The sequence below is a fragment of the Streptomyces sp. NPDC001750 genome, from assembly GCF_042892615.1.
Taxonomy (GTDB): Bacteria; Actinomycetota; Actinomycetes; order Streptomycetales; family Streptomycetaceae; genus Streptomyces.
Genome location: NZ_JBIAUE010000005.1, coordinates 366,540 through 389,540, shown reverse-complemented (window position 1 = coordinate 389,540; position 23,001 = coordinate 366,540). Strand labels below are relative to the sequence as shown.

Genomic DNA, 23,001 nt, shown 5'->3' with positions numbered 1-23,001 from the left:
CAGGGGAGACCCCATCCGACTCCCTCCTCCGCCTTGGATTCGAAGGCCCCAGACGCCGCTCCTTCCTCCACTGCCAATCGTGGACGAGGTCGTTACTCAGGTCGCGGCCCCTCAGCGCCCCGGGCCGCCGCCCAGCGCAGACGCAGGCCGCGGCCTGACGCTGACCCAGGTCGGCGTGCGCGGGAGACCCCATCGCCACCCAGCCCTCCCCCTGCCCGCCAATAACACAACCAAGCCAGTCTATTAACCCGGTTCAGTTATGCTGTGGCCGGGAATTCGCCGTCCGGTCCCGCCGGGCGGAGCGCAAGGCCGTCACTTCGGAAAGGTCGATCGATGACGTCACACGTCCAGGACACGTACGGCACCCAGGAGGCCGTCGGACTCGACGACGAGCTGGCCCTGGAGCGTGCCTACGTTGCGATGTGCCGCGAGGCGATGACCCGCCAGGTGGACGATGCCCAGTACCAGGTCGTCGCGGGCGAGGACGTGTCGGGCGACGGCGCGAGCGCCGAGGCGCTCGGCCGCTATCTGCGGACCCGCGCACGGCAGATGGCGGAGGAGCCCGACAGCCCGCTGTTCTTCGGCCGACTCGACTTCGAGGACACCGAAGACGCGGGGGACCACCGGCGGCAGCGGTACTACATCGGGCGCAGGCGGGTCTCGGAACACCCGGCCGCACCGCCCCTGGTGATCGACTGGCGTGCGCCGGTCTCCCGCACCTACTACCAGGCGAGCGCCCTGGAACCGCGCGGCGTCGCGGTGCGACGGCGCTTCGGCTGGGCTCCCTGGAGCCACGGCGCTCCGGAGGACCTCACCGGCCTGGAGGACGAGCATCTCGACCACGCGCGGGCCGAGGGCGACGGCGACGCGGCGAGCGCGATCGTCGCGGCGGAGATCGAGCGGCCCCGGCTCGGCCCGATGCGTGACATCGTCGCCACCATCCAGCCGGAACAGGACAACCTGGTCCGCAGCGAGCTGAACGAGTCGGTGTGTGTGCAGGGCGCGCCAGGCAGCGGCAAGACCGCCGTGGGCCTGCACCGCGCGGCCTATCTCCTCTATACGTTCCCGGAGCGGCTGCAGCGCAGCGGTCTGCTGATCATCGGCCCGAACCGGACCTTCCTGCGCTATATCTCCGAGGTGCTGCCATCGCTCGGCGAGATCGACATCGCGCAGCTCACGGTGGAGGACGTGGTGGCCCGGCACCCTGTCAAGCGGGTGGACGGGGAGGGTGTCAGCGTCCTGAAGCACAGCGACCGAATGGCGGCCGTCCTGGAGCGGGCCCTGTACGCCAGGGTGAGGCACCCTGAGGAGTCCATCGCGGTCACCGACGGCTCGTACCGCTGGCGGGTCGACTCCTACGACCTGGCCCGGGTCATCGACGAGGTGCGGGGCATGGGAGTGCCGTACGGGGTCGGGCGTGAGCATGTGCGGTCGCGGGTGGTGACGCTGATCCAGCAGCAGGCCGAGCGGCGGGCCGGACCGAAGAGTGTTACCTGGGCGCGGAAGATCGGCCGTTCGAAGCCGGTGGCCGCGCTGCTGGAGGTCGCGTGGCCGGTGGCGCGGCCGGAGGAGGTCGTGGCCGCGCTGCTGAGCGACCCGGCGGTGATGGAGGAGGCGGCGGACGGCGTGTTCGACGCGGCCGAGCAGCGGGCGCTGTTGTGGGCCAAGCCGCCGAGGTCGGAGAAGAGCGCTTCCTGGTCGGTCGAGGACATGCTGCTGCTCGACGAGGTAGCGGGGCTCATCGAGCGCCCCGAGGGCTTCGGCCATGTGGTCGTGGACGAGGCACAGGACCTGTCGCCGATGCAGTGCCGGGCGATCGCCCGGCGCAGCGTGTTCGGTTCCATCACGGTGCTGGGTGATCTGGCGCAGGCGACGGCGCCCTGGTCGGCGCGGTCCTGGCGGGAGCAGCTGACGTATCTGGGCAAGGCGCAGGCCACGGTCGTCCCGCTGACCACCGGCTTCCGTGTCCCGGCCGCGGTGATGGAGCTGGCCAACCGGCTGGTGGGGGCCCTCGGTGTGGACGTGCCGCCGGCCCGTTCGCTGCGCCACGACGGCAAGTTGACGGTCAGTGAGGTCGACGACGTGGCGGCCGCCACGGTGTCCGCGGTCCGTGCGGCGCTCGACCGTGAGGGGTCGGTCGCCGTGATCGCCGCCGACGACGCGGTGGCCGCGGCCTCGGCGGCCCTGCGCAAGGCGGGCATCGAGACGGCGACCGCCGAGGAGGTCGGCACGGCCGCCCGGGTGACGGTGCTGCCCGCGACGGTCGTTAAGGGCCTGGAGTACGACCACGTCGTGGTGGTGGAGCCGGCGGCGATCGTCGAGTCCGAGCCGCGCGGACTGCACCGGCTGTACGTGGTGGTGACGCGTGCGGTGTCCCGGCTGGAGGTCCTGCACGCCAGGCCCCTGCCGGAACCGCTCGCCGCCTGACGGCGCTGATGTGGCCGAGATGTGCGGCCCGGGACTCCCCTGGGCCGCGTTTTCTTCAGGGCCGCCTGACGAACTCCACGGCGGATAAGGGCCCTTGGTCGCCGTTGTTTGGAAGTTGGCCGGATTTCCGCCCACGACGGTCGCACTTGCGCCAAATCGCTGTGGCGATAGTCACTGATCGCACTGTGGACTCCCTGGAGTTGCAGGATGGCTGAAGCCATACCGAAGCTTCGGCACCACAGGGGGGGAATCTTGCGGATGTCCATCTCCGGACGGACCGTACAACTCACTCAATTGCATGACCTGCTGACCGCACGCGACTGCGGAGCGGGTCCAATCGCCCTGGTCAGTGGCCCTGCGGGGGTCGGCAAGACGGCCCTCCTGCATGAATTCACCCAGCAAGCGGAGAAATCCGGATCGCTCGTCCTGAGGGCGGTCTGCTCACCGAGGGAACGCTCCAACGCATGGGGCGTGGTCCAGCAACTCCTGTGGCACACAGGGCGATTCAAAGGAGCCTCACAGCATACGAGTGACACTCTCGCGGCCGTCGGCCGCAGCCTCGCGGCGGTATCCCGGTCCCCGGAGGGCGAACCCGACAAGTCCATGGACGAATTCTGCGCGGTCGTCATGGAATTGGCCGACGAGCAGCCCCTCGTCCTCGCCGTGGACGACATCCACGAGGCGGACCCCGAGTCGCTGGGCTGCCTCGGGCATCTGGCCCGCCGCATGGTCACCTCGCGTGTCCTGGCGGTGTTCTCCGACCGGCCGGGGGCCCTGCCTCCGTACTCCGCTGTGCGCGCCGAGTTCGCCCGGCAGCCCGGCTTCCATCAGCTGCGGGTGTCTCCGCTGACCACGGACGACCTCCGGTTGCTGCTCACCGACCGGCTGGGCGTGCCGGTGGACGAGGCCGGCGCCGAGGAATTCCGTGCGGCGAGCGGCGGCAGCCCGCTGCTGGCGCAGGCGCTGATCGAGGACACCCGCAACGCCTTGCAGGGCGCGGAGGCAGCCGCTTTACGGCCTGTCGCCGGCGAGATGTTCGATTCGGCGGTCGCCGACTGTGTGCACCGGGTCAGCGCCCCTGCGGCCGATCTCGCCCGGCATCTGGCGGTGCTGGGGCCGGACGCCCTGACGGTGCTGCTCGACCGGAACAGCACCAATCCGCCCACCCGGCTCTTCCAGGAGCTGGCCCAGGCGGGCCTGCTGGCGGGTCCGGAGCTGCGCCATCCGAGGATGCGCACGGTGCTGGGCGGCGAGGTCTCCGCCGAGGAACGGGCCCGGCTGCACAGGCGTGTGGCGGTGCTGCTGCACGACAACGGTGCGCATCCGGCCACGGTGGCCGAGCACATTGTGGCGGCGGGAGGTATCGCGGAATCCTGGGTGCCCCCACTGCTCCGGGAGGCAGCGGCCGAAGCACTCGCCCACGACGAGTTCCCGAAGGCGATGCAGCTGTTCGACCTGGCCCACACCATATGCCCGGACGGGCCGCTGCGGGCGTCGATCCTATTCCAGCGGACGCTGTCCGCCTGGCAGGTCGCCCCGGCCAAGGCCATGCGCCGGCTTCCGGAACTCAAGGAGGCTCTGGAGGCCGGGCATCTGACGGCTACCTCGGGGGCGATGTCCCTGATCAAGAACCTGGTGTGGCACGGCTATGTGGACGAGGCCGCGGACGTGCTGCGCCTGGTCGACCGGCAACTGGCCGACGATCCGGGCGAGCAAGGCGCGGAGGAGGTCAGGGCGCTGCAACGGTGGCTTTCGGTACTGTGCCCGCCGTTCCACCGGCGCATGTTCGGCAATGTGTCCTTGGACGTCGCCGACGAGATCGCGCCCGCGGCGATCGCCGCGCAGCCGCTTCTGCACTCGGCCACTGCCCTGTCCCTCGTCCTGCGGGGCGGTGACGCGGAGCCCGCGGTGGTCGGGGCCACACATATGCTGGAGATGTCCAGTCTGACGCCAACGCTGGAGACCATCCCGCTGGCGCTGATGACGCTGTACTACGCCGACCGCACGGAGCAGGTCGACGCCTGGTGCACCACGCTGCTGGAGGCGGCCCGGGAGCGGAACATCCCGACGTGGGAGGCGCTGCTGTCCTCGCTGCGTGCGGCGAACCTGATCAGGCGGGGCCGACTGCTGGAGGCCGAGAAGCACAGCGATCTGGCGCTGTCCCGGATGTCGTCGCGGGGCTGGGGACTCAGCATCGTTATGCCGCTGGCGAGTTCGGTGTTCGCGTTGACCGCGATGGGCCGCTACGACGAGGCGCGGGCCCGACTGAGCCGACCGGTGCCCGAGGCTGTGTTCCAGACCCTGTTCGGCCAGCATTATCTGTACGCCCGGGGCCGCTTCCATCTGGCCACGGGGCGTCTTCAGGCGGCTCTCGGTGACTTCCTGGCCTGCGGCAAGGCGCTGGAGAGCTGGGGGGTGGGCGACGCCACGCTCATCCCGTGGCGCACCGGGGTGGCTGAGGCCCGGCTGCGGCTGGGCGAGCCGGACCAGGCCGTCAGCCATCTGCGGGAGGAACTGGCCCGGCACAAGGGCTGCCCGCGGGTGCACGGCAACGCCCTGCGGCTGCTGGCGTCGACGATGGAGCCCCGGCAGCGGCTGCGGGCGCTGCGAGAGGCCGTGGACGAACTCCAGGACTCGGGCAGCGACTTGCTGCTGGCGCACGCCCTCGGTGATCTGGGCCGCGTCTACCATCTGCTCGGGCAGTCCGACCGGGCCCGGGTGATCGTACGGCGCGCCTACCGGATGGCGAAGAAATGCCATGCCGAGCCGCTCGCGAAGAACCTGCTGCCCGACGCGGAGCGGGCGGCCGACGGCCGGGCCAGCGCGGCCGGGCACGAGGCGTCCGAGCAGGCGCACGACGTGCTGTCCGAGGCCGAGTTGCGGGTCGCCGCGCTCGCTGCGAGGGGGCACACCAACCGGGAGATCGCGCGCCGGCTGTTCATCACGGTCAGCACGGTCGAGCAGCACATGACGCGTGTCCTGCGCAAGCTCAACCTGTCCCGCCGTGACGAACTGCCGCAGGGACTGGACACTATGGGCGGTTCAGCCGCACCGGCAGTGAGTGGAGCCCGCGGATAAGCGTGCTGGTGCGCCAGCGCACATCGTCGAGGTCGATCGCGAGACGCATGGCGGGGTATGTGTCGAGCAGGGCGCCGAACGCCACCTGCGCCTCCATCCTCGCCAGCGGCGCGCCGAGACAGTAGTGGATGCCGTGCCCGAAGGCGACATGGCCGCCGGTGGGCCTGCGGACGTCCAGTGTGTGCGGATCGCCGAAGCGCTCCGGGTCCCGGTTGGCGGACGCCAGTGCCAGCAGCACGAAGTCGCCGGCCGGGATCTCGGTGTCGCCGACGCGCATGTCCTCGGTGGCGCAGCGGAAGGTGGCGTGCTTCAGCGGGCTCTCCAGCCGCAGGAACTCCTCCACGGCGCCGGGCAGCAGGGAGCGGTCCTGGCGCAGCGCCTCCCACTGGTCCAGGTTCCGCATCAGGTGCAGCGTGCCGTTGCCGAGGGTGTTGACGGTGGTCTCGTGGCCGCCGATGAACAACAGGAAGGCCATCGAGACCAATTCTGTCTCGGTGAGCCGGTCGTCGACGTCACGGGCCGAGACCAGGGCGGCGAGGACGTCGTCGGTGGGCGTGCGGCGCTTGCGCTCGATCAGCTCGCCGAGGTACTCGATCATCGCGGTCGAGGCGGCGGCGGTGGCGGCCGGCGAGTCGCCGGAGACGAGTGCCTTGGACCAGGACTTGAAGTTCTCCTGCTCCTCCAGCGGTACGCCCAGCAGCAGGCAGATCACCCGGATCGGCAGCGGAAACGCGAACGTGTCCAGCAGGTCGACCGTGTCGTCGTCCGGGAGCGCGGCGAGCAGCTCGCCGGTGATCTGCTCGATCGCCGGCCGGAGCTTCTCGATGGCGCGGCTGGTGAAGGCCTTGTTCACGAGCTTGCGCAGCCGGGTGTGGTCCGGCGGGTCCGAGTGCAGCATGTGGGTGGCGAGGGCGGAGGAGAAGGCGCCGCGCTTGTTGCGGTCGGGCTCGTTCTGCGCGAACAGCCGGTCCGTCCTGTTCAGGTCGGTGCTCAACCGGGGGTCGGCGAGCGCGGAGCGCACCTCCTCGTATCCGGTGATCAGCCAGACCGGCAGGCCGCCGCACACGGGAACCCCGGGAGGCATCATCACCCGATGCGCCGAGCCTTCGGCGTTCAGGCGCGTGTACACGGAGTGGGGGTCCTGCATGAACGCGTCGTCGAGTTCCAGCGGGGCTGAATCCTGAATCATGGGCACTTCCTCGGAAATGACGGCTACGGACCGTTCGCGGATCGCGCTGAGCCTACGTACGCCCCGCCCCGGTGGCGGTGATCCACGGTCGGAAGAGGGGGTGTAGGGGCCTGATAGGGGCCGCCCACCGGGTCTGACGGTCAGTCTCGGCGGGCGGCCTGAGCAGCCACCGGGCCGGGGGATGTCACCCGGCGGCTGCTGGTCTTCGGGGCGGGTCAGCTGCTGGGCGCCAGATCGCCTTCCGCGGCCCGGGCCTGCTCGGCGGGGGCCTGTGCGGGCTTGCGCAGATCGATGGTGATCAGCAGGCCCGCGAGGAGCGCGGCGACACCGGTGATGCCTGCGGCCCACAGGCTGGCGACGGCGTAGCCGTGCACGGTCGCCTCGGTGACGGCCCGCTTGCCGCGGCCGCCGGACGCGATCTGGTCGGCGGTGACGCCGGTGGCGATGGCGTTGAGGAGCGCCGTGCCGATGGAGCCGCCCAGTTGCTGAGAGGTGCTGACGAACGCCGACACCACACCTACCTCCTGCGGCGGCACCCGATAGGTGGCGGCGCTGATGCAGGGCGAGATCACCAGCCCGACTCCGATGCCGAGCAGGATCTGGGTGGGCATCAGGGTCGAGGCGTAGGAGCTGTCGGGGGTGAGCCGGCCGAGGTTCAGCAGGCCCAGCATCGCGATGAGCAGGCCCGGTACCACCAGCATGCGCAGCGGTACGCGGGGCACCAGCCGGGCGGCGATCTGAGTGGAGGTGAGCACCGTCGCCACGGTCGCCGGCAGGATCGCGAGGCCCGTGCGCAGTGGCGAGAAGTCCATGACGACCTGGAGCTGGTAGGTGAGGATCAGGAACAGCCCGAACAGGCTGACCATGGCCAGGGCGATGGTCAGGCTCGCTCCCGCCCGGTTGCGGTCGGCGACCAGCCGCAGCGGCAGCAGCGGAGCCGACCCCTTGGCCTGGGCCAGGCCGAACGCCGCGAGCAGGACGAGCGCGGCCGCGAGGCAGCCGAGGACGCGGGCCGAGGTCCAGCTGTGGGTGGCCGCCTGGTCGAAGGCGTAAACGAGGGAGAGCATCCCGAGGGCGGAGAGCACCGCGCCGGGTACGTCGACGCGCTGGCGGTTGGCGGGTATGGCCGGCAGCAGCAGCCAGGCCCCTGCCACCACGGCCGCGCCGATCGGGACATTGACGTAGAAGCACCAGCGCCAGTCGAGCCACTCGGTGATCACACCACCGCCGAGCAGTCCGATGGCGCCGCCCGCGCTGGCGACCGAGCTGAAGACACCGAACGCCTTGGCCCGTTCACGCGGTTCGGTGAAGGTGGTGGCGAGCATGGCCAGGGTCGAGGGGACGAGCAGCGCGGCGAACACGCCCTGTGCAGCGCGGGCGGCGACGAGCACCTCCGCGTTCGGAGCGGCGCCGCCCGCCACCGACGCGGCGGCGAAGCCGATGGCCCCGGCCATGAAGGCGCGCTTGCGGCCGACGAGATCGCCGACGCGTCCGCCAAGCAGCAGCAGCGCGCCGAAGGCGAGGGTGTAGGCGGTCACCACCCACTGCCGGCTCGCGTCCGACATCCCGGTGTCCTGCTGGGCCCAGGGCAGGGCGATGTTCACGATGGTCATGTCCAGCATGACCATCAGCTGGGTCAGGGCGATCACCCCCAGCCCCCACCACCGGTAGCGCACCGACCTCACGGCCGCTGTTGCCTGTGCCATGTCCTGCTCGTCCTTCCGTCAGCGCGGGCGGCAGCCCGTCCGTCTTCCGCCGGCGGACACTACAGCGAATTACTTAACCAAGTCAATTCACAGACTCGGTCACCTGATTGCCCCGGTAAGAGATGTGCTAGGATGGCCCGGTGAATGCGCCGATGGGCTTGCGAGAGCGCAAGAAACAGCGAACGCGAGAGACGATCTCCGACACGGCGATCACGCTCTTCCTCGAGCACGGGTTCGACCAGGTCTCGGTCGTCGACATCGCGGCGGTCGCCGAGGTCTCCAAACCCACGCTGTTCAGGTACTTCCCGACCAAGGAAGACCTGGTCGTCCACCGCTTCGCCGACCACCAGACGGTGACCAGCAGCGTCGTGGCCGAGCGGCCGCCCGGAGTGTCCGCGATCGACGCGCTGCACCAACACTTCCTAGACGGGCTGGCGGCCCGGGACCCCATCACGGGGCTCAACGACGACGAGGGCGTCCTGGCCTTTCACCATCTCGTGTACTCCACGCCCAGCCTCGTGGCGCGCGTCAGCAAGTACCTGGCCCAGGCCGAGGAGGCGCTGGCCGAGACCTTGGCCAGCGCGCTCGACTCGGACCGCGAGATCACCGCCGCCCTGCTGGCCGGCCAGGTGATCGCCACCGAGCGCATCCTGGCGTCGGTGAACTGGCAGCGCATCGTCGCCGGCCGGTCCGCGGACGAGGTCCACGCCGAGGCGGTCGCCGACGCCGACCACGCCTACGCCCTGCTGCGCCACGGCCTGGCGGGCGTCGCGCCGCAGAAGTGACCTGAGAAGCAGCACAAGAACCGGCACGAGAAGTGAAGCACGGCGAAGGCGCCGCCTCCGAAGAGGCGGCGCCTTCGCCGTGCTCCCGTCCTACGCCGGATCAGTCCGCCCCCTCCGCGGGCTGATCTGAACCGTGGCCGGGCTCCTGCCCGGGCAGGTCGTTGTGGCGCTCGATGTAGTCGGCGAGCCGCTCCATGCTGTCCGTGCCGCGCTCCCGGAAGGCCCGCGCCTGGGAGGCCATGTCGGCCGGGGACTTGTTCTGGCCGAGCTTGTACACACCGTCGATGCGCCCGATCGGGATCTCGAAGCCCTGGATGAGCCGCAGATACTCGTCAAACAGCGCACTCGCCCTGCGCGGCAGGGACCAGGGCTGCTTGGGCGCGAGCCGGCTCTCCTGGTCCTCGATCAGATCGTCGAGCTGGCGCATGGTGCGCACCTCGTCCAGCAGCCGCGGCCGGCCCATGACATGCACGGCGGCGTAGGCCCAGGTCGGGAAGTGCGGCTGGGAGGCGTAGTGGTCGGGCGAGACATAGGCGCTGGGGCCCAGGAACGCCACCACCACCTCGACATTTCCGGCGAGCGCCTCACAGATCGGGTTGCCCCGCGAGAGATGCCCGCGCAGCTTGCCGTACGGCCAGGCGTGCCGGTCGAGGACGAAGGGGACATGGACGGCGGCGGGCCGGCCCTCCACCGACAGCGCCATCAGGCCCAGCGGGTACTCCTCGATGAGGTCCCACTGCGTCTCCAGGTCCGGCGGCCGGAAGTAGTCGGGGCGGTAGACCATCTGCGCCTGATCAGGCGGTGGCGGCGGACACCGTGCCGCCGAGCAGCGAGCCGAGGTAGCCGAGCACCGCCGCGCTGTCCCCCGACGGCGCGGTGAGCCCGATGTATCCGTCCGGGCGGACGAGGACCAGCGTGTCGGCGCCGAGTCCGTACGCCGCCGGCCGTTCGCCGAGCAGGCAGGTCCTGAGGTCGTCCGGGCCCGCGGCCGCCACCTCGCGCAAGGCCGTCCCGCAGCCGGCGCCGAAGCCGAGCAGCGTGAAATGCGGGCCACGGAACACGTCGAACAGCCGGACGAGCTGACCGGCCATGTCCAGACACACCGAGTCCGGGGCACGGTCGCCCGCCTGTACGCCACCACCGGTCTCTCCGAGCATCGCGCGGCTGAGCGAACTGGCCCGGTACTCCAGACCGAGCTGCAGGGTCTCCTGGGTCAGACCGGCCTCGGCGCCGCCGATGCCGCCGGTCATCTCCTCGAACACGGCCCTGGTGCTGGCGACGCTGGTGTCCAGCGTCCAGCGCGCCACGGGCAGCCGCTCCTCCTGATAGGTGTCCAGCAGCTCCTGCGCCGCCCCGGCGAGAACCAGCGCGAGCTTCCAGCCGAGGTTGTAGGCGTCCTGGACACCGGTGTTGGCGCCCAGCGCACCGAGCACGGGGTGGACGTGCGCAGCGTCTCCGGCCAGGAACACCCGGCCCACCCGCAGCCGGTCGGCCATCCGTACGTTGATCCGCGAGGCCGACAGCCAGGTCGCGTCATGGACCCGGATCGGCATCCCGGTGGCCCGGTCGACGGCCTGCTGAAGGGCCTCCACCGACGGCTCCATGGGCCGGCCGCCCGCGTCCAAGGGAGGTGTGGCCTGGATCTGCCAGGAGCGCGTGCCGCTGAGCGGGCACAGCATGACCACACCGAGGTCGAGGTCCAGCCACTGATACCAGGCGTCGGGAGCCAGCCCGTCGACCTGCACGTCCCCAACGATCAGTTGCTTGTCCTCCTCGGTGAACCCCTCGAAGGAGATGCCGAGTCGCTTGCGGACCAGGCTGCGGCCGCCGTCGCAGCCGACGAGATACGCGGCCGATACCTGCTCCGTGCCCTGCGCGGTCGCCACTGTGGCCGTCACGCGGTCCGCGTCCGTCTGCTCGAACTCGACCAGCTCGGTGCCCAGTTCCACCGCGACCCCGTACTCGGCGAGCCGCTCCCGCAGGATTTCCTCGACCCGCGACTGCGGCATGAAGTGCAGTCGGCGGAATGGCTCGCCCTGGGTCGGCGCGTTGTCGAGGTACGGGATGGTCTCGTTGATCGGCCGGTCACGGCGGTAGCGCCGGAACGGCAGCCGCTGCGTACCGGACGCCAGGACCTCGTCGATGGCCCCGAGGTCGTAGAACACCTCCAGGGTGCGGGGCTGGATACCGGCCTTGCCGCGCGAGGCGGTCGTGAAGCCCTCCTCCTTGTCGATGATCCGCACCGGTACGCCCCGGCGGGCCAGCTCGAGCCCGAGGGTCAACCCGGTCGGCCCGGCCCCACTGATCAGCACGCTGACGCTGTCCATACAACCCTGTCATTCCTCGTCGGTCGGGCGATTGCCCAGGTCAGGGCTGCACACTATGGAGGAGGCGAGACTCCGGCTAACCCCTAGCGATCCCCTACGGCCAGGTGATCCCGCCGCCCGACGCCCTACGCCGTGCGTAGGGGTTCCCGGGATGACACCGGCCGGCCCGGGTACCCGGCGTGCATGAAGTGGCAGCAGGTGCAGCAGTGCCCGGAGGCCGTCTTCGTGCTGGTCCTCGACGAAGGCACGACGCCGTCGCGGAGACCAGCGGGTTCGCCCGGCGACAGGGGCTCGGGGCGTTGCAGGTGGCCGCGGTGGGGGCGTTCTCGCGGGCCACCGTGGGCTGGTTCGACCGGGTGGCCAAGGACTACCGGCTCGCGGTGGACGAGCAGTGCGAGGTGCTGTCCCTGCTGGGCGACATCGCCGTCGGCCAGGACGGGCGACTCCGCATCTGCATGCCGTACTGGGTCTGGCGGACGGCACGCCCCACGGCGGGCATCTGCTGGAGGGCCGGGTCTGGCCGAAGCTGGAGGTCGTCATCAAGGACAGCCCGGTCGCCTTGGCCGAGGTCCACGGCCCCGAGCTGGGCCCGGCACTGATCGACCTGCCATCAGCGTGCCGACGCGATCCCTGTCCACGCAGGCCCCCCGCCGAAGCAAGACGGCGGGGGTCTTCACGTGTCGCAGTCGGTCGGCAGCATCCATCAGGCGGAACAGGTCGCAGCTTCCGCGACCCTGAACAGCCTGCGGACGAGGAGCCCGTGCGCCCCTCGACAGGGGGCAGGCATAGCCTCGGACACCTCCCGGAGAGCGTTCGACTTTGCAGGGGTGACGGCCATGACTGTTGGTCGCCGAGGGCCCCGGCCCGATGTGCCGAGCACTCGATGCGAGGGCGCAGGGCGGAGAACCCGAGGGCAACGGTGCCGACGCCGGAGCTGCAGCACACCCGCCCGGAAGCCCCCGCCGGCCGCGCCTGTAGGGGCTTACCTTCGAACGCACCTCTCACCGGCGCTCTCACATGTCTGTCACCAACTACGTGTCTCCCCCGGACCGCGATGCCCTGACCTGCTATGAGGCGCCCGCACCGGACTGACTTGGGCGCCCAGAGACGGTTTCTACAACCTGTGCCATGTAGTGCCGAGGGACGGTCCCAGGATCAGGACTGGTGCGTCTTCTGGCCCGTCAAAGCGGTATGGCAGCGTTTCGGTCTTGGCTTCGCTCACGGGTTCACACCTTCATCTGTCACAAAATCCCACATGACCGGTCCCAACCTAACGGCTCTTGTGCCGCTCGCCACGACAGGACCGGCGCTGCCGGAACCTCGGGGGGCCCAGGGCCGAGGAACTGCCCGCAGCCCACACCCTCGGCTGAACGGTCGGCCAGGCCGGCTTGGTGGCGGGCCCGCTGCCGGCCGGCGTACTGATCCCGACAATCGGCCTGCCCGAGCTGTACCTGATCGACGCAGTGGCCCTGCGCGTCACCGTGTGGGCCGTCTTCCAGCTTCCCGCGCTGCCGCCACTGGGCTTGCGGTCCACCCGCCGGGCCGGAGTGCGGGAGGTCGCAGCCGGACATGGAACATCCTCTGACGCAGCCCGAACACATGGGGCGGCGACCGGGGAGTGTTGAAGTACTTGGGGCCTGCCCCTGGCGGGCGCGACGGCGGCTCGACCGTTCGGGCGCGGTGCGGTCAGTTTTCGCTGTCCGGTTCCGGACGACGCCCGGCGGGAACCAGGGCCGTCACCCACACGCGTTCCGCGGAGCGCGTCCCACACCATGGGACACAAGATGACGGCCTGCAAGGATGAGCGGTGTTCGGTGCGGGCACCGATACCTGCTGAAGGTGCACTGTCCGTCTGCGTGATCTGGAGGTCACCATGATGAACGAGACACTGAACATCGAGACCGCCGACGTCTACGAGGCCCCGCTGCTGGTCGAGGTCGGCGACTTCGCCGACCTCACCCAGGGCAATACCGGTCTGTACCCCGAGGCGGGCGCTACCTGGTACGTCTGGTCGTGACCCGCTGTGCGGGTGCTGGTGCGTGGCCATCATGCGGTACGGGGCCGGCACCCGCACATTCCCGCTGCCGGTCCTCGCAGGACAGCCGCCGGCGGGAGGAATCCGGAGTCCGGCTGGCCGGGCCGGAACCCGTCCTCAGTTCAGGGCAGGAGTGCCAGGCAGCGGGTTGGCGCGCGGCACGAGGGGTGGGCTGCTGAGTGAATGACATGGTGGCGTGTTGGTTCGTGGCGTTCCCGGATCGGGAGACGCGGCCGGGGTTTGCGGCACGGGTGCGGGAGGGGGCCGTCGATGTGGTGTGTCATCCGTCGGGCCGGCCGTGGCTGATGGGTTCCTGGCCGCCGGGTCGGACGGTTCTGGCTTCGGAGGGCGGGCGGATGCTGGCGGTCGTGGGCACCTCGTCGACGACACCTGTGGACCTGACGGCCCGATTGAAGAGGGTCCGCACGGTCGCGGATGTCGAATCCGCGCTGCACGGAGTGCACGGCAGCTTCCACGTGGCCGCGTCCGTGGACGGCCACATGTACGTGCGCGGGAGCGCCTTCGGGGCCCGGCGCCTGTACCGGGCGACGGTCGACGGAGTGACGGTGTGCGCGGACCGGGCTCGCACGCTGGCCCACCTCACCGGTGCCGACCTTGATCCGGCCCGAGTCGCCGCCCGCCTTGCCGCGCCCTGCCTGCCGTACCCGCTGGCCGATGTCGCGATGTGGACCGGGGTGGAAATCGTCGACCCCGGCCACGCTCTGCGCGTCGCTCCCGACGGACGCGCGTGCACCATCGCTTGGTGGCGCCCACCGCCGGCGCACCTGCCCATGGCGGATGCCGCCGGCCTGTTGCGTGAGGCCTTGCGAGCAGCCGTGGCCCTGCGCGTGCGTCCGGGCCGGGTGCTGGCCGCGGATCTGTCCGGCGGCCTGGATTCCACTTCGCTGTGCTTCCTGGCTGCCGAAGCCGGCGCTCATCTGGTCACCTCGACACAGCACTGGAACAGGCCCGGCAACCAGGACCACCACTACGCCCGCTTTGCCGCCGACTGCCTGCCCCGCGTCGAACCCCTGGTCTTCACCTCCACCGACCTGCCTGCGTGCTTCGCCGGTCTCGACGACCGACGCGAGCCCCTGGAGGAGCCCTCGGGGCTCCTGCGCGACCGAGCACGGCACTGCCACACAGCCGACGCGCTGCGCGCCCGGGGGGCCGAGCTGCGCCTGTCGGGGCACGGAGGCGACCACGCCGTCGTGCCCCCCGACGCCTACCTGCACACCCTCTGGCGCCGTAGGCCCCTCACCGCGCTGCGGGTCACGAACGGTTTCAGGGCCCGAGGCCGTTGGAGCTTGTCGGCCACCAGGCGGATGCTGCTGGGCACCGGCTCCTACCCCGCCTGGCTCACTGGCGCCTCCTCACACCTGCGCGAAGGCACCGGGACGAGCCCGGGCCCCGCCCCGTGGGGGCCCCGGCCAGCCCTGCCGCCTTGGGCCAGCGACCGAGCCGTAGACCTGGTCGCCGCGGTCCTGGGCCGCGCAACCGAACACACCGAGCCGCTGGACCCCGACCCCGGCCGACACGCCTGGCTCCACCAGATGCGTGAGGCCGGACGCGGCGCCGCCCTCCTCCACGAGGCATCCACCAGCCATGAACTGCCGACGGACAGCCCCTTCTGCGACGACGCCGTCCTGACCGTCTGCCTGACCGCCCGCCCCCACGAAGCAGGCCACCCCTGGGCCTACAAACCTCTGCTGGCCGCCGCGATGCACGGCCTGGTGCCCGAACACATCCTGCACCGCACCACCAAGGACCACTGCGGCCCCGACTGGTACCTCGGCCTGCGCACCCACCGCGGCCACCTGTCCGACATCGCCGACACCTCACATCTCGCCGCCGCCGGCCTCGCCGACCGGGAACTCCTGCGCCGCGCCCTGATCAGCCCCGGCCTGAACATCGGCAGCGCCCCGGAACTGGAGCACACGCTGGGCGTCGAGGCATGGCTGCGCGACCTGGCCGCCCACCCCGACCCCGCCCACCTCGTCCCTCGCCACCACTCACACGAGGAGCCCCCTGTTGACACGGCTGCGCACTGACATCGCCTGCTGCCCCACCAGCGAAGGCATGGTCCTGCTCGACGAACGCAACGGCCGCTACTGGCAACTCAACGCCACCGGCGCAACCGTCCTCCAGGCACTCCTCGATGGCGCCAGCCCCCAACAGATCACCGACCGACTCGCCGCCACCCGCCCCGTCCTCCGCGAGCGCGCTGCGGCCGACGTCACCGCCCTGCTCGACCGCCTCACCCGCTGCGGCCTGGTGGTCGATGCCCCGTGAGCCAGATCCTCGACACCGGCCACGACCGTCCCTCGCTCGGCCGCCGCATCGCCGCCCACACCGCCGTCGCCGCCGCACGGCTACTGGCCCACCTGCCGCCCAAGCGTTTGCAAACCCTCCTGCGGGCCGCGCGCCGAGGAGCACGGCCCGCCGACCACGCCACGGCCCTGCGGGCCCGGCAGGACGTCACGGCCGTCAGTGTCCTGTGCTCCGGGCGCTACTGCCTCCAACGCTCCCTTGCCACAGTGATGTTGTGCCGAATCGGCGGCACCTGGCCGACCTGGTCCACCGGAGTGCGCACTCCGCCCTTCGCCGCCCACGCCTGGGTCGAAGCCGAAGGCCGCCGCGTCGGCGAACCCGACGACACGGCTGCCTACCGCACCCTGCTCACCGTCCCCCCGCGCTGACGTGCCCGTTCGAGCGGGGCGACCGGGCGGGCCGTCGGGCACCACCTGCGGAGGACGGCCTCGTCGGCATGGGTGATCGCGGGGGCGTTCCCCCGTTCCAGGTGCTGAGGAGTCCAGTCGGGCGGGAGCTGAGGCGAGCGCGGGGTTGCTCGTTACGGCACGGGGGTGGTGTCGGGGTCGGAGGCGAGGAGGGCGGCAAGCTCGTCCAGCACGGCGGGCGCCGCGTCGCCCTCCGCTGTGAGTTCGAGGGTCTCGCCGTGGCCGGCGGCCAGGGTGAGGACGGCGAGGAAGCTGCGTGCGTCGACGGGCGTGGCGCCCGGGCGGGCGACGGTGACCCTGACCGGCTGGCGAGCAGCGGCCTGCACGAACAGGGAGGCGGGGCGGGCGTGCAGGCCGTCGGCTGCGCCGACGGTGACCTGGATGCTGGGCATGGGATGTCCTTCCGGATCTCCGTGCTGCGAGGGCGAGGGGCCGGTGGTCGGAGCGTTGTGACGGGCGGTCAGGTGGCGTGCAGGACAGCCGCGGCCGCGTCGCGGGCCTGGTCGGGGGTGTCCTCGCCGCGTGCCGCTGCGGCGGCCATGCGGCACTGGTCGAGGCTGTGGGCGGCGAGAGCTGCGCGGACGTGGGGCGCCCGCGCGCCGCGCGCCGTCAGCTCCGCGGCGACCGTCCGGGCCGCATCGCGGGCGCGCTCCTGCTCGTGGGGCGCCCGGTCGGTCGGGATCTGCTCGGATCCGGGCCCCAGCACGGCCGTTCCCATCCGGCGGACCGGCCCCATCGCCGTCCCCGGGCTCACGCCGAGCCCCTTGAGCGTTTTGTCCATGTCAGAGATCTCCTGGGTGTGCGGTCAGGGATGTCCAGTGCGTCGACGGCGCGGCGTCAGCCGGCCTGTCGCGGAGGGCGTAGGGCGGTCCCGTTGGCCAGCCCGTCGGGGGCGATGCCGAGGCCCGCGGCCGCGGTCGCGCCCAGGTCGGCCAGGCTGCCGGTATCGGGCAGGTGCTCCGGGACCGCGCCCGGCCGATGCATCAGGACCGGTACGAACTCGCGGGTGTGGAACGCGTGGCCGATGGTGGGGTCGTTGCCGTGGTCGCCGGTGACGATCAGGCAGTCGCCGGGGGTGTCGAGCAGGGCGATCAGTTCACCCAGCCCCTGGTCGGCGCGTTCCAGCACGGAGCCGTAGCGGTCGGCGTCCTGCTGGTGCCCGGCCAGGTCGGTCTCCTGGACGTTGGCGACGACCAGGGCCTCCCTGTCGGCGCGGACGGCGTCCAGGGTGTGCGCGAGGACGTCCGCGGTCGCCACCGCCGGGCGGCGCACCGCGGCATCGCAGGCGAGAATGTCGGCGGCCTTGCCGACGAGCGTGACCGGGATTCCGGCGCGGGCCGCGAGATCCGGCAGCTGCCGGGTGTGGTCCAGCGGCGCGCCCAGGTGCTGTACCTGCAGGCCGCCGTTGCGGTAGAAGCCGCTGGCGGGTGTGTCGAGCCCGACGGTGCCGCCGTCGCCGGGGCGGACGAACTCGGCCAACGGCGCGTCCGCGTGGCCGCCGACCGCGATGACGCGGGCGACCGGTGCGACCGAGCGGACGGCCGCGGCGATGGAGAGGATCTGCTTGAACGGCAGGTCGTCGAGCCGGCCGGAGACGTTCCAGTTGATGCCCGGGTCGGCTTCCAGGTTGTCGTGCACCAGCACCACGCCGTCCACGAGCAGCACCGGCAGATCGTCCAGCGGCTCCGCCTCGTGCCCGGCGGCACGCAGCGCCGCGGCCGCAGCGTCGAGGTGGTCGGCGAGCCGGGCCACGGTCACCGTGCTGAAGTCGGCTCCCATCATGGTCTGGTGGCCCGCGTAGGTGTCCGCTCCCGGGTATCCGAGGGCGGCCCGGCCCACCGCCACCGGCAGCGCGGTACGCGCGGCCAGGTCCGGATGCGGGTGGACCAGGCCCAGGCCGAGTGCTGACAGCGCGGGCAGGTGCAGCGCCCGGCCCCGGATGCGGCGGCAGTGGTCGAGGAGATGGCCGCACGTGTCGGCGGCGGCGTCGCCGGGCCGCAGGGCTCCGGCGTCCGGCATGGCGCCGACGCCGAAGCCGTCGAGGACTACGATGACGGTTTTGCTCATGGGTGCCGTTCCTTAGTCGAGGGCCCGGCCCAGGGCGTCGTACAGGCCGCACAGCCGGGGCGTGCCGGACGACAGTCCGGCGACGACGGCGACGTTGCTGCGGGTGACGAAGATCTGGGTGCGGAAGGCGAAGACCGCCGTGTCGCCGAGCCCGGCGTCGCTCGGCGTCGCGGGCGCTTCCAGCAGCCGGTAGTAGTCGATGTTCTCGGCGGGCGCGTCGTGCACGGCCAGCCGCACCCCGGAGCGCGGCAGGAACGCGTCCTTGATCCTGGCACGGGGGTAGAAGCCGCCGCCGTGGACGGCCGGCCGGCCGTCGGCGAGGGTGTGCGCCACCTCGCTGATGTAGACGTAGCCCGGGCGCTCGCTCTGGCGCGGGTCGACCGCATGCAGCGGAGTGGTACCGGTCAGCGCGTGGCCGGGCTCGGCGTGGGTGGCGCCGTGCCGCGCCAGCAGCGGCAGCGTGGCCACCGAGCTGGCGCTCGGCGCGCTCAGCTTCAGGTCGCGGTGTCCGCGCGCGGCGAGCCGGTCGCGCGCGGCCAGGGCCAGCGGCAGGTTCGCGGTGGGTTCCGGCTCGCCGGTGTCCGGGGCGCACAGCACGCACGGGAAGGCCGTGACACCCGCGATCCGTACGCCCGGCAGCCGCTCCACCCGCTCCGCGAAATCGTCCAGCCTCTCCAGCGGGACGCCGCCCTCCTGCCCCGGGTAGACCGCGCCCGGCGCGCCCTGGAGCCGGACCAGCAGGTGCTGGACGAATCCGAGCCGCTGCGCCGCCCGGCTCACCGCCTCCGCGTTGGCCACGTCGTAGACGGTCACGGTCTCCGGACGCCAGGCGAGCATCTCCTGAAGCGACCGGCCGGGGATCTGCACCAGGTGTCCCAGATTTCCGGCCTGCGCACCGGCCGCGTGCAGGATCCGCGCCTCCGGCGCGTCGATGGCTGCGAACTTCGGGATGTGCCGGGCGATCGCCCGGATCAGCTCGGGATTGCGGCCGAACTGCTTGGCCACGAACCACAGCGTCAGGCCCAGCCGTTCGGCTTCGGCCGCGAGCAGCCGCGCGTTGGCCTCGACGGTGTCGAGGTCCATGACGTAGGTGTCGGGCGGGATCGCGCCGCTCCGGTGCAACACGGCGGCCGTTTCCACCAGTTCCGGGTTACGAGCCAGCACGGTGTCGAGGAACACGGTCAGTCGTCCTTGGGCTGGTGCAGGTCGGCGAGCGAGCGGCGCAGGATGTCCAGCACCAGGTCCGCGCCGGCGCGCATGGGGTTGATGCGGATCGTCCAGTCGGCGAGCTCGGGGACGTCGTCGAGGCTCGAACTGGACATCCGGTAGAAGAGCGGGGCGATCTCGTAGCGGGAGTTGGAGCCCACGGGATAGGGCGCGGCACCGTACCGGGCCGCGACGGCGGGCAGTTCCCGGGCCACGGGCCGGGCCAGACGGACCAGCAGGCAGCGGTCCTGGGCGTTGGCGATCCGGACCTCGGCGACGCCGTCCACCTCGCCGCAGGCCAGCCGCTCGGCGACCTCCGTGCTCACCTGGGACTGGACGGACCACAGCACCGGCACGTGGGTGAGAGCGCGCAGCGCGTCCAGTGCCTGGTGGCCCTGGACCTGGCCGCCGCCCGAGTAGTTGTCGGCGTGGACCCGGTCCACCAGATCCCGGGATCCGGCCACTACGCCGACGCCTTCGGGGCCGTGCAGCTTGAACAGCGAGAAGCAGGAGGCGTCCGCGCCCAGCTCGACCCCGCACGCCGGAACGCGCATCACCGCGTAGTTGTCGTCGACGACGGTCCGCACCCCGTGCGCCCGGCAGGCCGCCAGGACCTCGCCCGGGTCGTAGCGGTCGGCCAGCCGCTGCCGGGTGTGCTGGACATACGCCCAGGCGAACCGTCCGGACGCCAACGCGTCCTCCAGGGCGTGCGGGTCGTTGAAGTCGACGGCGACGGTGCGCACGCCGAGGCCGCGCAATGTCACCTGGGTGGTGCGGTAGACGGGCGCGCTGTGGATCAGCAGCTCGGTGTCGGCGTCGAGCGCGGCGGTCAGCCCGGCCCGGATCGCGCCGGTGCCCGCGCCCTGGACGAGGGCGGCGGCCTCGGAGCCGAGGAAGTCGGCGAGGACGGCCTCCACGCGCGCGGTCGTACGCGGACGGCCCAGCCCGGGCACGACGCCCGCATCGGCTGCGAACAGCTGCTCGCCCTCGAAGTGGCGGGCGGTGCACTCCAGCAGCCGGAACTGCTTGGCGACGGCGTCGGCCAACGGCACGGTCGGCAGCGGGAAGGTCTGCGGCAGCCGCCGCCCCGGGCTAGGCATCGGGCTTCTCCTGCGTGTCGGCGCCGGTCAGAAAGCGCAACGGGTTGCGACGGGTCATCAGGTCGATCAGGTCCGCGTCGATGCCTGCCGCGCGCAGCCCGGGCAGGAAGGAGCGGAACAGGTGGCCGTAGCCGGTGCCGCCCTCGCCGGTCAGGTAGCCGTGGCGGGAGACGTCGCAGGAGAGCAACACCCGGTCGGCGTGCCCGGACTCGATCAGCGCCAGCAGCAGCCGCAGCCGGGTCGCGTCGCTCTGGTAGCTGTTCTTGCCGACGGTGTCGAAGGAGACGTACGCGCCCTCGGCCGCGAGACGGCGGTGCACGGCCGGGTCGTCGAGCAGGTCCTGATGGCCGACGGCCACCCGGTGCGGGGCCAGGCCCTCGGCGGTGAGCAGGTCGAGCTGGGCCGGGCCGCCCACGCCGAGGTGGGCGTGGGTGGCCAGGGACAGCCCGGTGCGGACGGCGGCGCGGGCGGCGGCGGCGAGTGTCCGCCGTTCCGGCTCGCTCGGGTGCTCCCCGTGGCTGCCGACCTCGCCGATCACGCCGGGGCGGATCCCGGTGGTGCCAACGCCCTGCTCGATGTCCCGCACGAGTGAGTCGGTGAGCTGCTCGACACCGGCCCCGCCCACCTCGTCCGGGTGAAACGGCTCGTAGTACCAGCCGGTGGCCGCGACCACCGCGACCCGGGACGCCGCGGAGATACGGGCCAGCGCGTCCGTGTCGCGGCCCATGCCCCGGCAGGTCTGCTCGATCACCAGCGACAGTCCGAACTCCTCACGCAGAGCGGTGAGTTCGCCGGTGACCGGTTCGGTGTGCCGGGCGTCGAGCACGGCCTCGTGGTCGCTGTCGCGGCGCAGGTCGAGGGCGATGTGCTCGTGGGCGAGGACGGGGCCGGTGATGCTGGAGGGGTCGAGTGGACCGGTGACGGTCCGAATGGTGTGCATGCAGGTGCCTTCCAGATGCCCGTTCAGGCCTTGATCGGGGTGAACAGGTGCAGCCAGTACAGGACGTTGAGGACGATGCCGCCGACGACCACCGCGGCGGGTGCGGCGGCCATGCGGACCACCGGCCGGCCCATGGCCTCGTTCAGCAGGTACAGCCCGCCGACGACGAGGATGCCGAGCCCGCCGCCCATGGTGTTGGCGGCCATGAGGGAGCCGAAGAGGATCGCCAGGCCGAGGGTGTCGCTGATCGCGCTGCGCAGGTGCTCCGAGCTGTCTCGGACCGACGGGAACGCGCTCAGCAGCCGGCCCAGCCGTGAAAGCAGCAGCACCTCGGCGGCGAAGACGAGCGCGCCGCAGATCAAGGCCAGCCACGGATTCGGCATCAGGTAGCCGATCGGGTAGACCAGGGTGAAGCCCGCGATGCCGTATGCGCCGGAGGCCAGGGCGGTCGTCGCGATCAGCGGGATGAAGCCGAAGACGCGATAGAAGTCGACCTGGGCCGCCGCGCTGTAGTCGTGCTTGGCGATCAGGAAGCTGGTGGCCTCGCCGCCGCCGAAGACGTGCATCTGGGCCAGCAGGCACACGCCCGCGCCAAGCACCATGAACAACGGCAGGTGCCTGCGCAGCCGGGCCGCGCTCGCACCGAACAGCGACGCCATCGGATCGTCGTCGGCGGCCGGACCGGCCGCGGCGACGGCGGCACGGTCGGCCTTCTCGGCCCGGCGCTGCCGGATGTCGCGGGAGGCGGCGAAGCCGATCAGCATCAGCACGCCGACCGCCATCGCGATCGAGCCCGCGAACACCTTCGGCCACAGCTTCATGGTGGCGACGACCAGGGCCAGTTCGACCACGCCCGCTATGCCGCCGCGCAGCCTGCCGAACTGCTTGGTGATGGCGAGCACGGGAAACAGCGCGAACAGGAACAGGATCGGCGTCGACATCTGCTGCAAGGCCGTCAGGAAGTCGACCGGCAGACGGTGCGCGAGAGTGTTGGCCCCGCCGAGCCCGAAGACCACGACGGCGCCCCAAGCCGCGCCGAGGATCGGCGCCAGCCACTTCCTCGGCGCGAGGATGCCGAGGATGTCGGTGGGCAGGAAGAGCAGCCACGGGTTGAGCACGCCGGTGGACAGCGCCATCGGCGCGCCGAGGCCGAAGATGAACCCGGCGGACAGTCCGAACGAGACCGCGGTCGTGGCGCTGCGCGTGCTCTCACCGCGAATGAAGTCGAGGAGGAAGGGCCGGACCCCGTCATTGAAGACTGCCAGCGCCTGGTGGGCGATGAAGGCCGTCAGCGCGCACAGGACGATGACGACGAGTTCCTGCGGCAGCGAGAAGCTGAGGCTGGTGCTGTCCGCGGCGAGATACGAACTCAACGGTGACTCCCTTGTCCTACCGCTCTGAAG

Annotated in this window: 19 protein-coding genes and 1 pseudogene; 9 read left to right on the top strand and 11 right to left on the bottom strand. The window is 71.5% G+C overall.

The window, feature by feature from the left end:
- Positions 1-333: 333 nt before the first annotated feature.
- Complete coding sequence (locus ACFYY6_RS11975; RefSeq protein WP_388652125.1) at positions 334-2,427, top strand: HelD family protein; 2,094 nt, start codon at positions 334-336, stop codon at positions 2,425-2,427.
- A 207-nt stretch (positions 2,428-2,634) separates the two neighbouring features.
- Positions 2,635-5,505, top strand: coding sequence for an AAA family ATPase (locus ACFYY6_RS11970; RefSeq protein WP_389192873.1), 2,871 nt, complete (start codon positions 2,635-2,637; stop codon positions 5,503-5,505).
- Here the strand turns inward: ACFYY6_RS11970 and ACFYY6_RS11965 are convergent.
- Positions 5,459-6,694: a cytochrome P450 gene (locus tag ACFYY6_RS11965; RefSeq protein WP_351524598.1), complete on the bottom strand. Its 1,236-nt coding sequence runs from the start codon at positions 6,692-6,694 to the stop codon at positions 5,459-5,461. The two genes, ACFYY6_RS11970 and ACFYY6_RS11965, sit on opposite strands and share 47 nt — an antisense overlap.
- 215 nt (positions 6,695-6,909) lie before the next feature.
- Positions 6,910-8,400, bottom strand: a complete 1,491-nt coding sequence (locus ACFYY6_RS11960; RefSeq protein WP_351524599.1) for an MFS transporter — start codon at positions 8,398-8,400, stop codon at positions 6,910-6,912.
- 140 nt (positions 8,401-8,540) lie between these two features.
- On the opposite strand from ACFYY6_RS11960, the gene ACFYY6_RS11955 reads away from it, so the two are divergent.
- Entirely contained in the window at positions 8,541-9,185 is a 645-nt protein-coding gene (locus ACFYY6_RS11955; RefSeq protein WP_351524600.1) for a TetR family transcriptional regulator, read from the top strand.
- A gap of 100 nt (positions 9,186-9,285) precedes the next feature.
- On the opposite strand, the gene ACFYY6_RS11950 is transcribed toward ACFYY6_RS11955, so the two are convergent.
- Positions 9,286-9,969: an FMN-binding negative transcriptional regulator gene (locus tag ACFYY6_RS11950; RefSeq protein WP_351523460.1), complete on the bottom strand. Its 684-nt coding sequence runs from the start codon at positions 9,967-9,969 to the stop codon at positions 9,286-9,288.
- Between the two features lie 10 nt (positions 9,970-9,979).
- On the bottom strand, positions 9,980-11,512 hold the full coding sequence (locus ACFYY6_RS11945; RefSeq protein ID WP_351523462.1) for an FAD-dependent monooxygenase: 1,533 nt from the start codon (positions 11,510-11,512) through the stop codon (positions 9,980-9,982).
- A 179-nt stretch (positions 11,513-11,691) separates the two neighbouring features.
- Here ACFYY6_RS11945 and ACFYY6_RS11940 point away from each other — a divergent pair, with 179 nt between their 5' ends.
- From ACFYY6_RS11940 to ACFYY6_RS11915, 6 genes and pseudogenes are all read left to right on the top strand, one after another.
- A complete protein-coding gene (locus tag ACFYY6_RS11940) occupies positions 11,692-12,111 on the top strand; it encodes a PCC domain-containing protein (protein ID WP_351628851.1) in 420 nt (139 codons plus the stop codon).
- Positions 12,112-12,846: 735 nt separating this feature from the next.
- Positions 12,847-13,080: pseudogene (locus ACFYY6_RS11935) on the top strand (MFS transporter); the annotation flags it as partial.
- 305 nt (positions 13,081-13,385) lie between these two features.
- Entirely contained in the window at positions 13,386-13,529 is a 144-nt protein-coding gene (locus ACFYY6_RS11930) for a lasso RiPP family leader peptide-containing protein (RefSeq protein ID WP_351523464.1), read from the top strand.
- 374 nt (positions 13,530-13,903) lie between these two features.
- On the top strand, positions 13,904-15,598 hold the full coding sequence (locus ACFYY6_RS11925; protein WP_389192870.1) for an asparagine synthase-related protein: 1,695 nt from the start codon (positions 13,904-13,906) through the stop codon (positions 15,596-15,598).
- On the top strand, positions 15,579-15,839 hold the full coding sequence (locus ACFYY6_RS11920; RefSeq protein WP_351523468.1) for a lasso peptide biosynthesis PqqD family chaperone: 261 nt from the start codon (positions 15,579-15,581) through the stop codon (positions 15,837-15,839). Before ACFYY6_RS11925 ends, ACFYY6_RS11920 begins: the two co-directional genes overlap by 20 nt.
- Positions 15,836-16,246 (top strand): lasso peptide biosynthesis B2 protein, encoded by a 411-nt coding sequence (locus tag ACFYY6_RS11915; RefSeq protein WP_351523470.1) that lies wholly within the window; start codon positions 15,836-15,838, stop codon positions 16,244-16,246. Before ACFYY6_RS11920 ends, ACFYY6_RS11915 begins: the two co-directional genes overlap by 4 nt.
- 152 nt (positions 16,247-16,398) lie before the next feature.
- Here the strand turns inward: ACFYY6_RS11915 and ACFYY6_RS11910 are convergent, their stop codons facing one another.
- The 7 genes from ACFYY6_RS11910 to ACFYY6_RS11880 form a co-directional block, all read right to left on the bottom strand.
- A complete protein-coding gene (locus ACFYY6_RS11910) occupies positions 16,399-16,677 on the bottom strand; it encodes an HPr family phosphocarrier protein (RefSeq protein ID WP_386609192.1) in 279 nt (92 codons plus the stop codon).
- 68 nt (positions 16,678-16,745) lie between these two features.
- Entirely contained in the window at positions 16,746-17,066 is a 321-nt protein-coding gene (locus ACFYY6_RS11905) for a phosphoenolpyruvate-utilizing N-terminal domain-containing protein (RefSeq protein ID WP_389192866.1), read from the bottom strand.
- Positions 17,067-17,122: 56 nt separating this feature from the next.
- Positions 17,123-18,352 (bottom strand): phosphopentomutase, encoded by a 1,230-nt coding sequence (locus ACFYY6_RS11900; protein ID WP_386609194.1) that lies wholly within the window; start codon positions 18,350-18,352, stop codon positions 17,123-17,125.
- 12 nt (positions 18,353-18,364) lie between these two features.
- On the bottom strand, positions 18,365-19,531 hold the full coding sequence (locus tag ACFYY6_RS11895; protein WP_389192863.1) for an alanine racemase: 1,167 nt from the start codon (positions 19,529-19,531) through the stop codon (positions 18,365-18,367).
- A gap of 2 nt (positions 19,532-19,533) precedes the next feature.
- A complete protein-coding gene (locus ACFYY6_RS11890; RefSeq protein WP_351523480.1) occupies positions 19,534-20,658 on the bottom strand; it encodes an aminotransferase class V-fold PLP-dependent enzyme in 1,125 nt (374 codons plus the stop codon).
- On the bottom strand, positions 20,651-21,598 hold the full coding sequence (locus ACFYY6_RS11885) for a phosphotriesterase (protein WP_351523482.1): 948 nt from the start codon (positions 21,596-21,598) through the stop codon (positions 20,651-20,653). The genes ACFYY6_RS11890 and ACFYY6_RS11885 overlap by 8 nt, the downstream gene beginning before the upstream one ends.
- A gap of 23 nt (positions 21,599-21,621) precedes the next feature.
- Complete coding sequence (locus ACFYY6_RS11880) at positions 21,622-22,971, bottom strand: YhfT family protein (RefSeq protein ID WP_351523484.1); 1,350 nt, start codon at positions 22,969-22,971, stop codon at positions 21,622-21,624.
- Between the last annotated feature and the right edge of the window lie 30 nt (positions 22,972-23,001).

Coding starts and splice junctions, on each gene's coding strand:
- ACFYY6_RS11975 (WP_388652125.1), top strand. CDS start 334: ATGACGTCACACGTCCAGGACACGTACGGCACCCAGGAGGCCGTCGGA.
- ACFYY6_RS11970 (WP_389192873.1), top strand. CDS start 2,635: ATGGCTGAAGCCATACCGAAGCTTCGGCACCACAGGGGGGGAATCTTG.
- ACFYY6_RS11965 (WP_351524598.1), bottom strand. CDS start 6,694: ATGATTCAGGATTCAGCCCCGCTGGAACTCGACGACGCGTTCATGCAG.
- ACFYY6_RS11960 (WP_351524599.1), bottom strand. CDS start 8,400: ATGGCACAGGCAACAGCGGCCGTGAGGTCGGTGCGCTACCGGTGGTGG.
- ACFYY6_RS11950 (WP_351523460.1), bottom strand. CDS start 9,969: ATGGTCTACCGCCCCGACTACTTCCGGCCGCCGGACCTGGAGACGCAG.
- ACFYY6_RS11945 (WP_351523462.1), bottom strand. CDS start 11,512: ATGGACAGCGTCAGCGTGCTGATCAGTGGGGCCGGGCCGACCGGGTTG.
- ACFYY6_RS11930 (WP_351523464.1), top strand. CDS start 13,386: ATGATGAACGAGACACTGAACATCGAGACCGCCGACGTCTACGAGGCC.
- ACFYY6_RS11925 (WP_389192870.1), top strand. CDS start 13,904: ATGCTGGCGGTCGTGGGCACCTCGTCGACGACACCTGTGGACCTGACG.
- ACFYY6_RS11910 (WP_386609192.1), bottom strand. CDS start 16,677: ATGCCCAGCATCCAGGTCACCGTCGGCGCAGCCGACGGCCTGCACGCC.
- ACFYY6_RS11905 (WP_389192866.1), bottom strand. CDS start 17,066: ATGGACAAAACGCTCAAGGGGCTCGGCGTGAGCCCGGGGACGGCGATG.
- ACFYY6_RS11900 (WP_386609194.1), bottom strand. CDS start 18,352: ATGAGCAAAACCGTCATCGTAGTCCTCGACGGCTTCGGCGTCGGCGCC.
- ACFYY6_RS11890 (WP_351523480.1), bottom strand. CDS start 20,658: ATGCCTAGCCCGGGGCGGCGGCTGCCGCAGACCTTCCCGCTGCCGACC.
- ACFYY6_RS11885 (WP_351523482.1), bottom strand. CDS start 21,598: ATGCACACCATTCGGACCGTCACCGGTCCACTCGACCCCTCCAGCATC.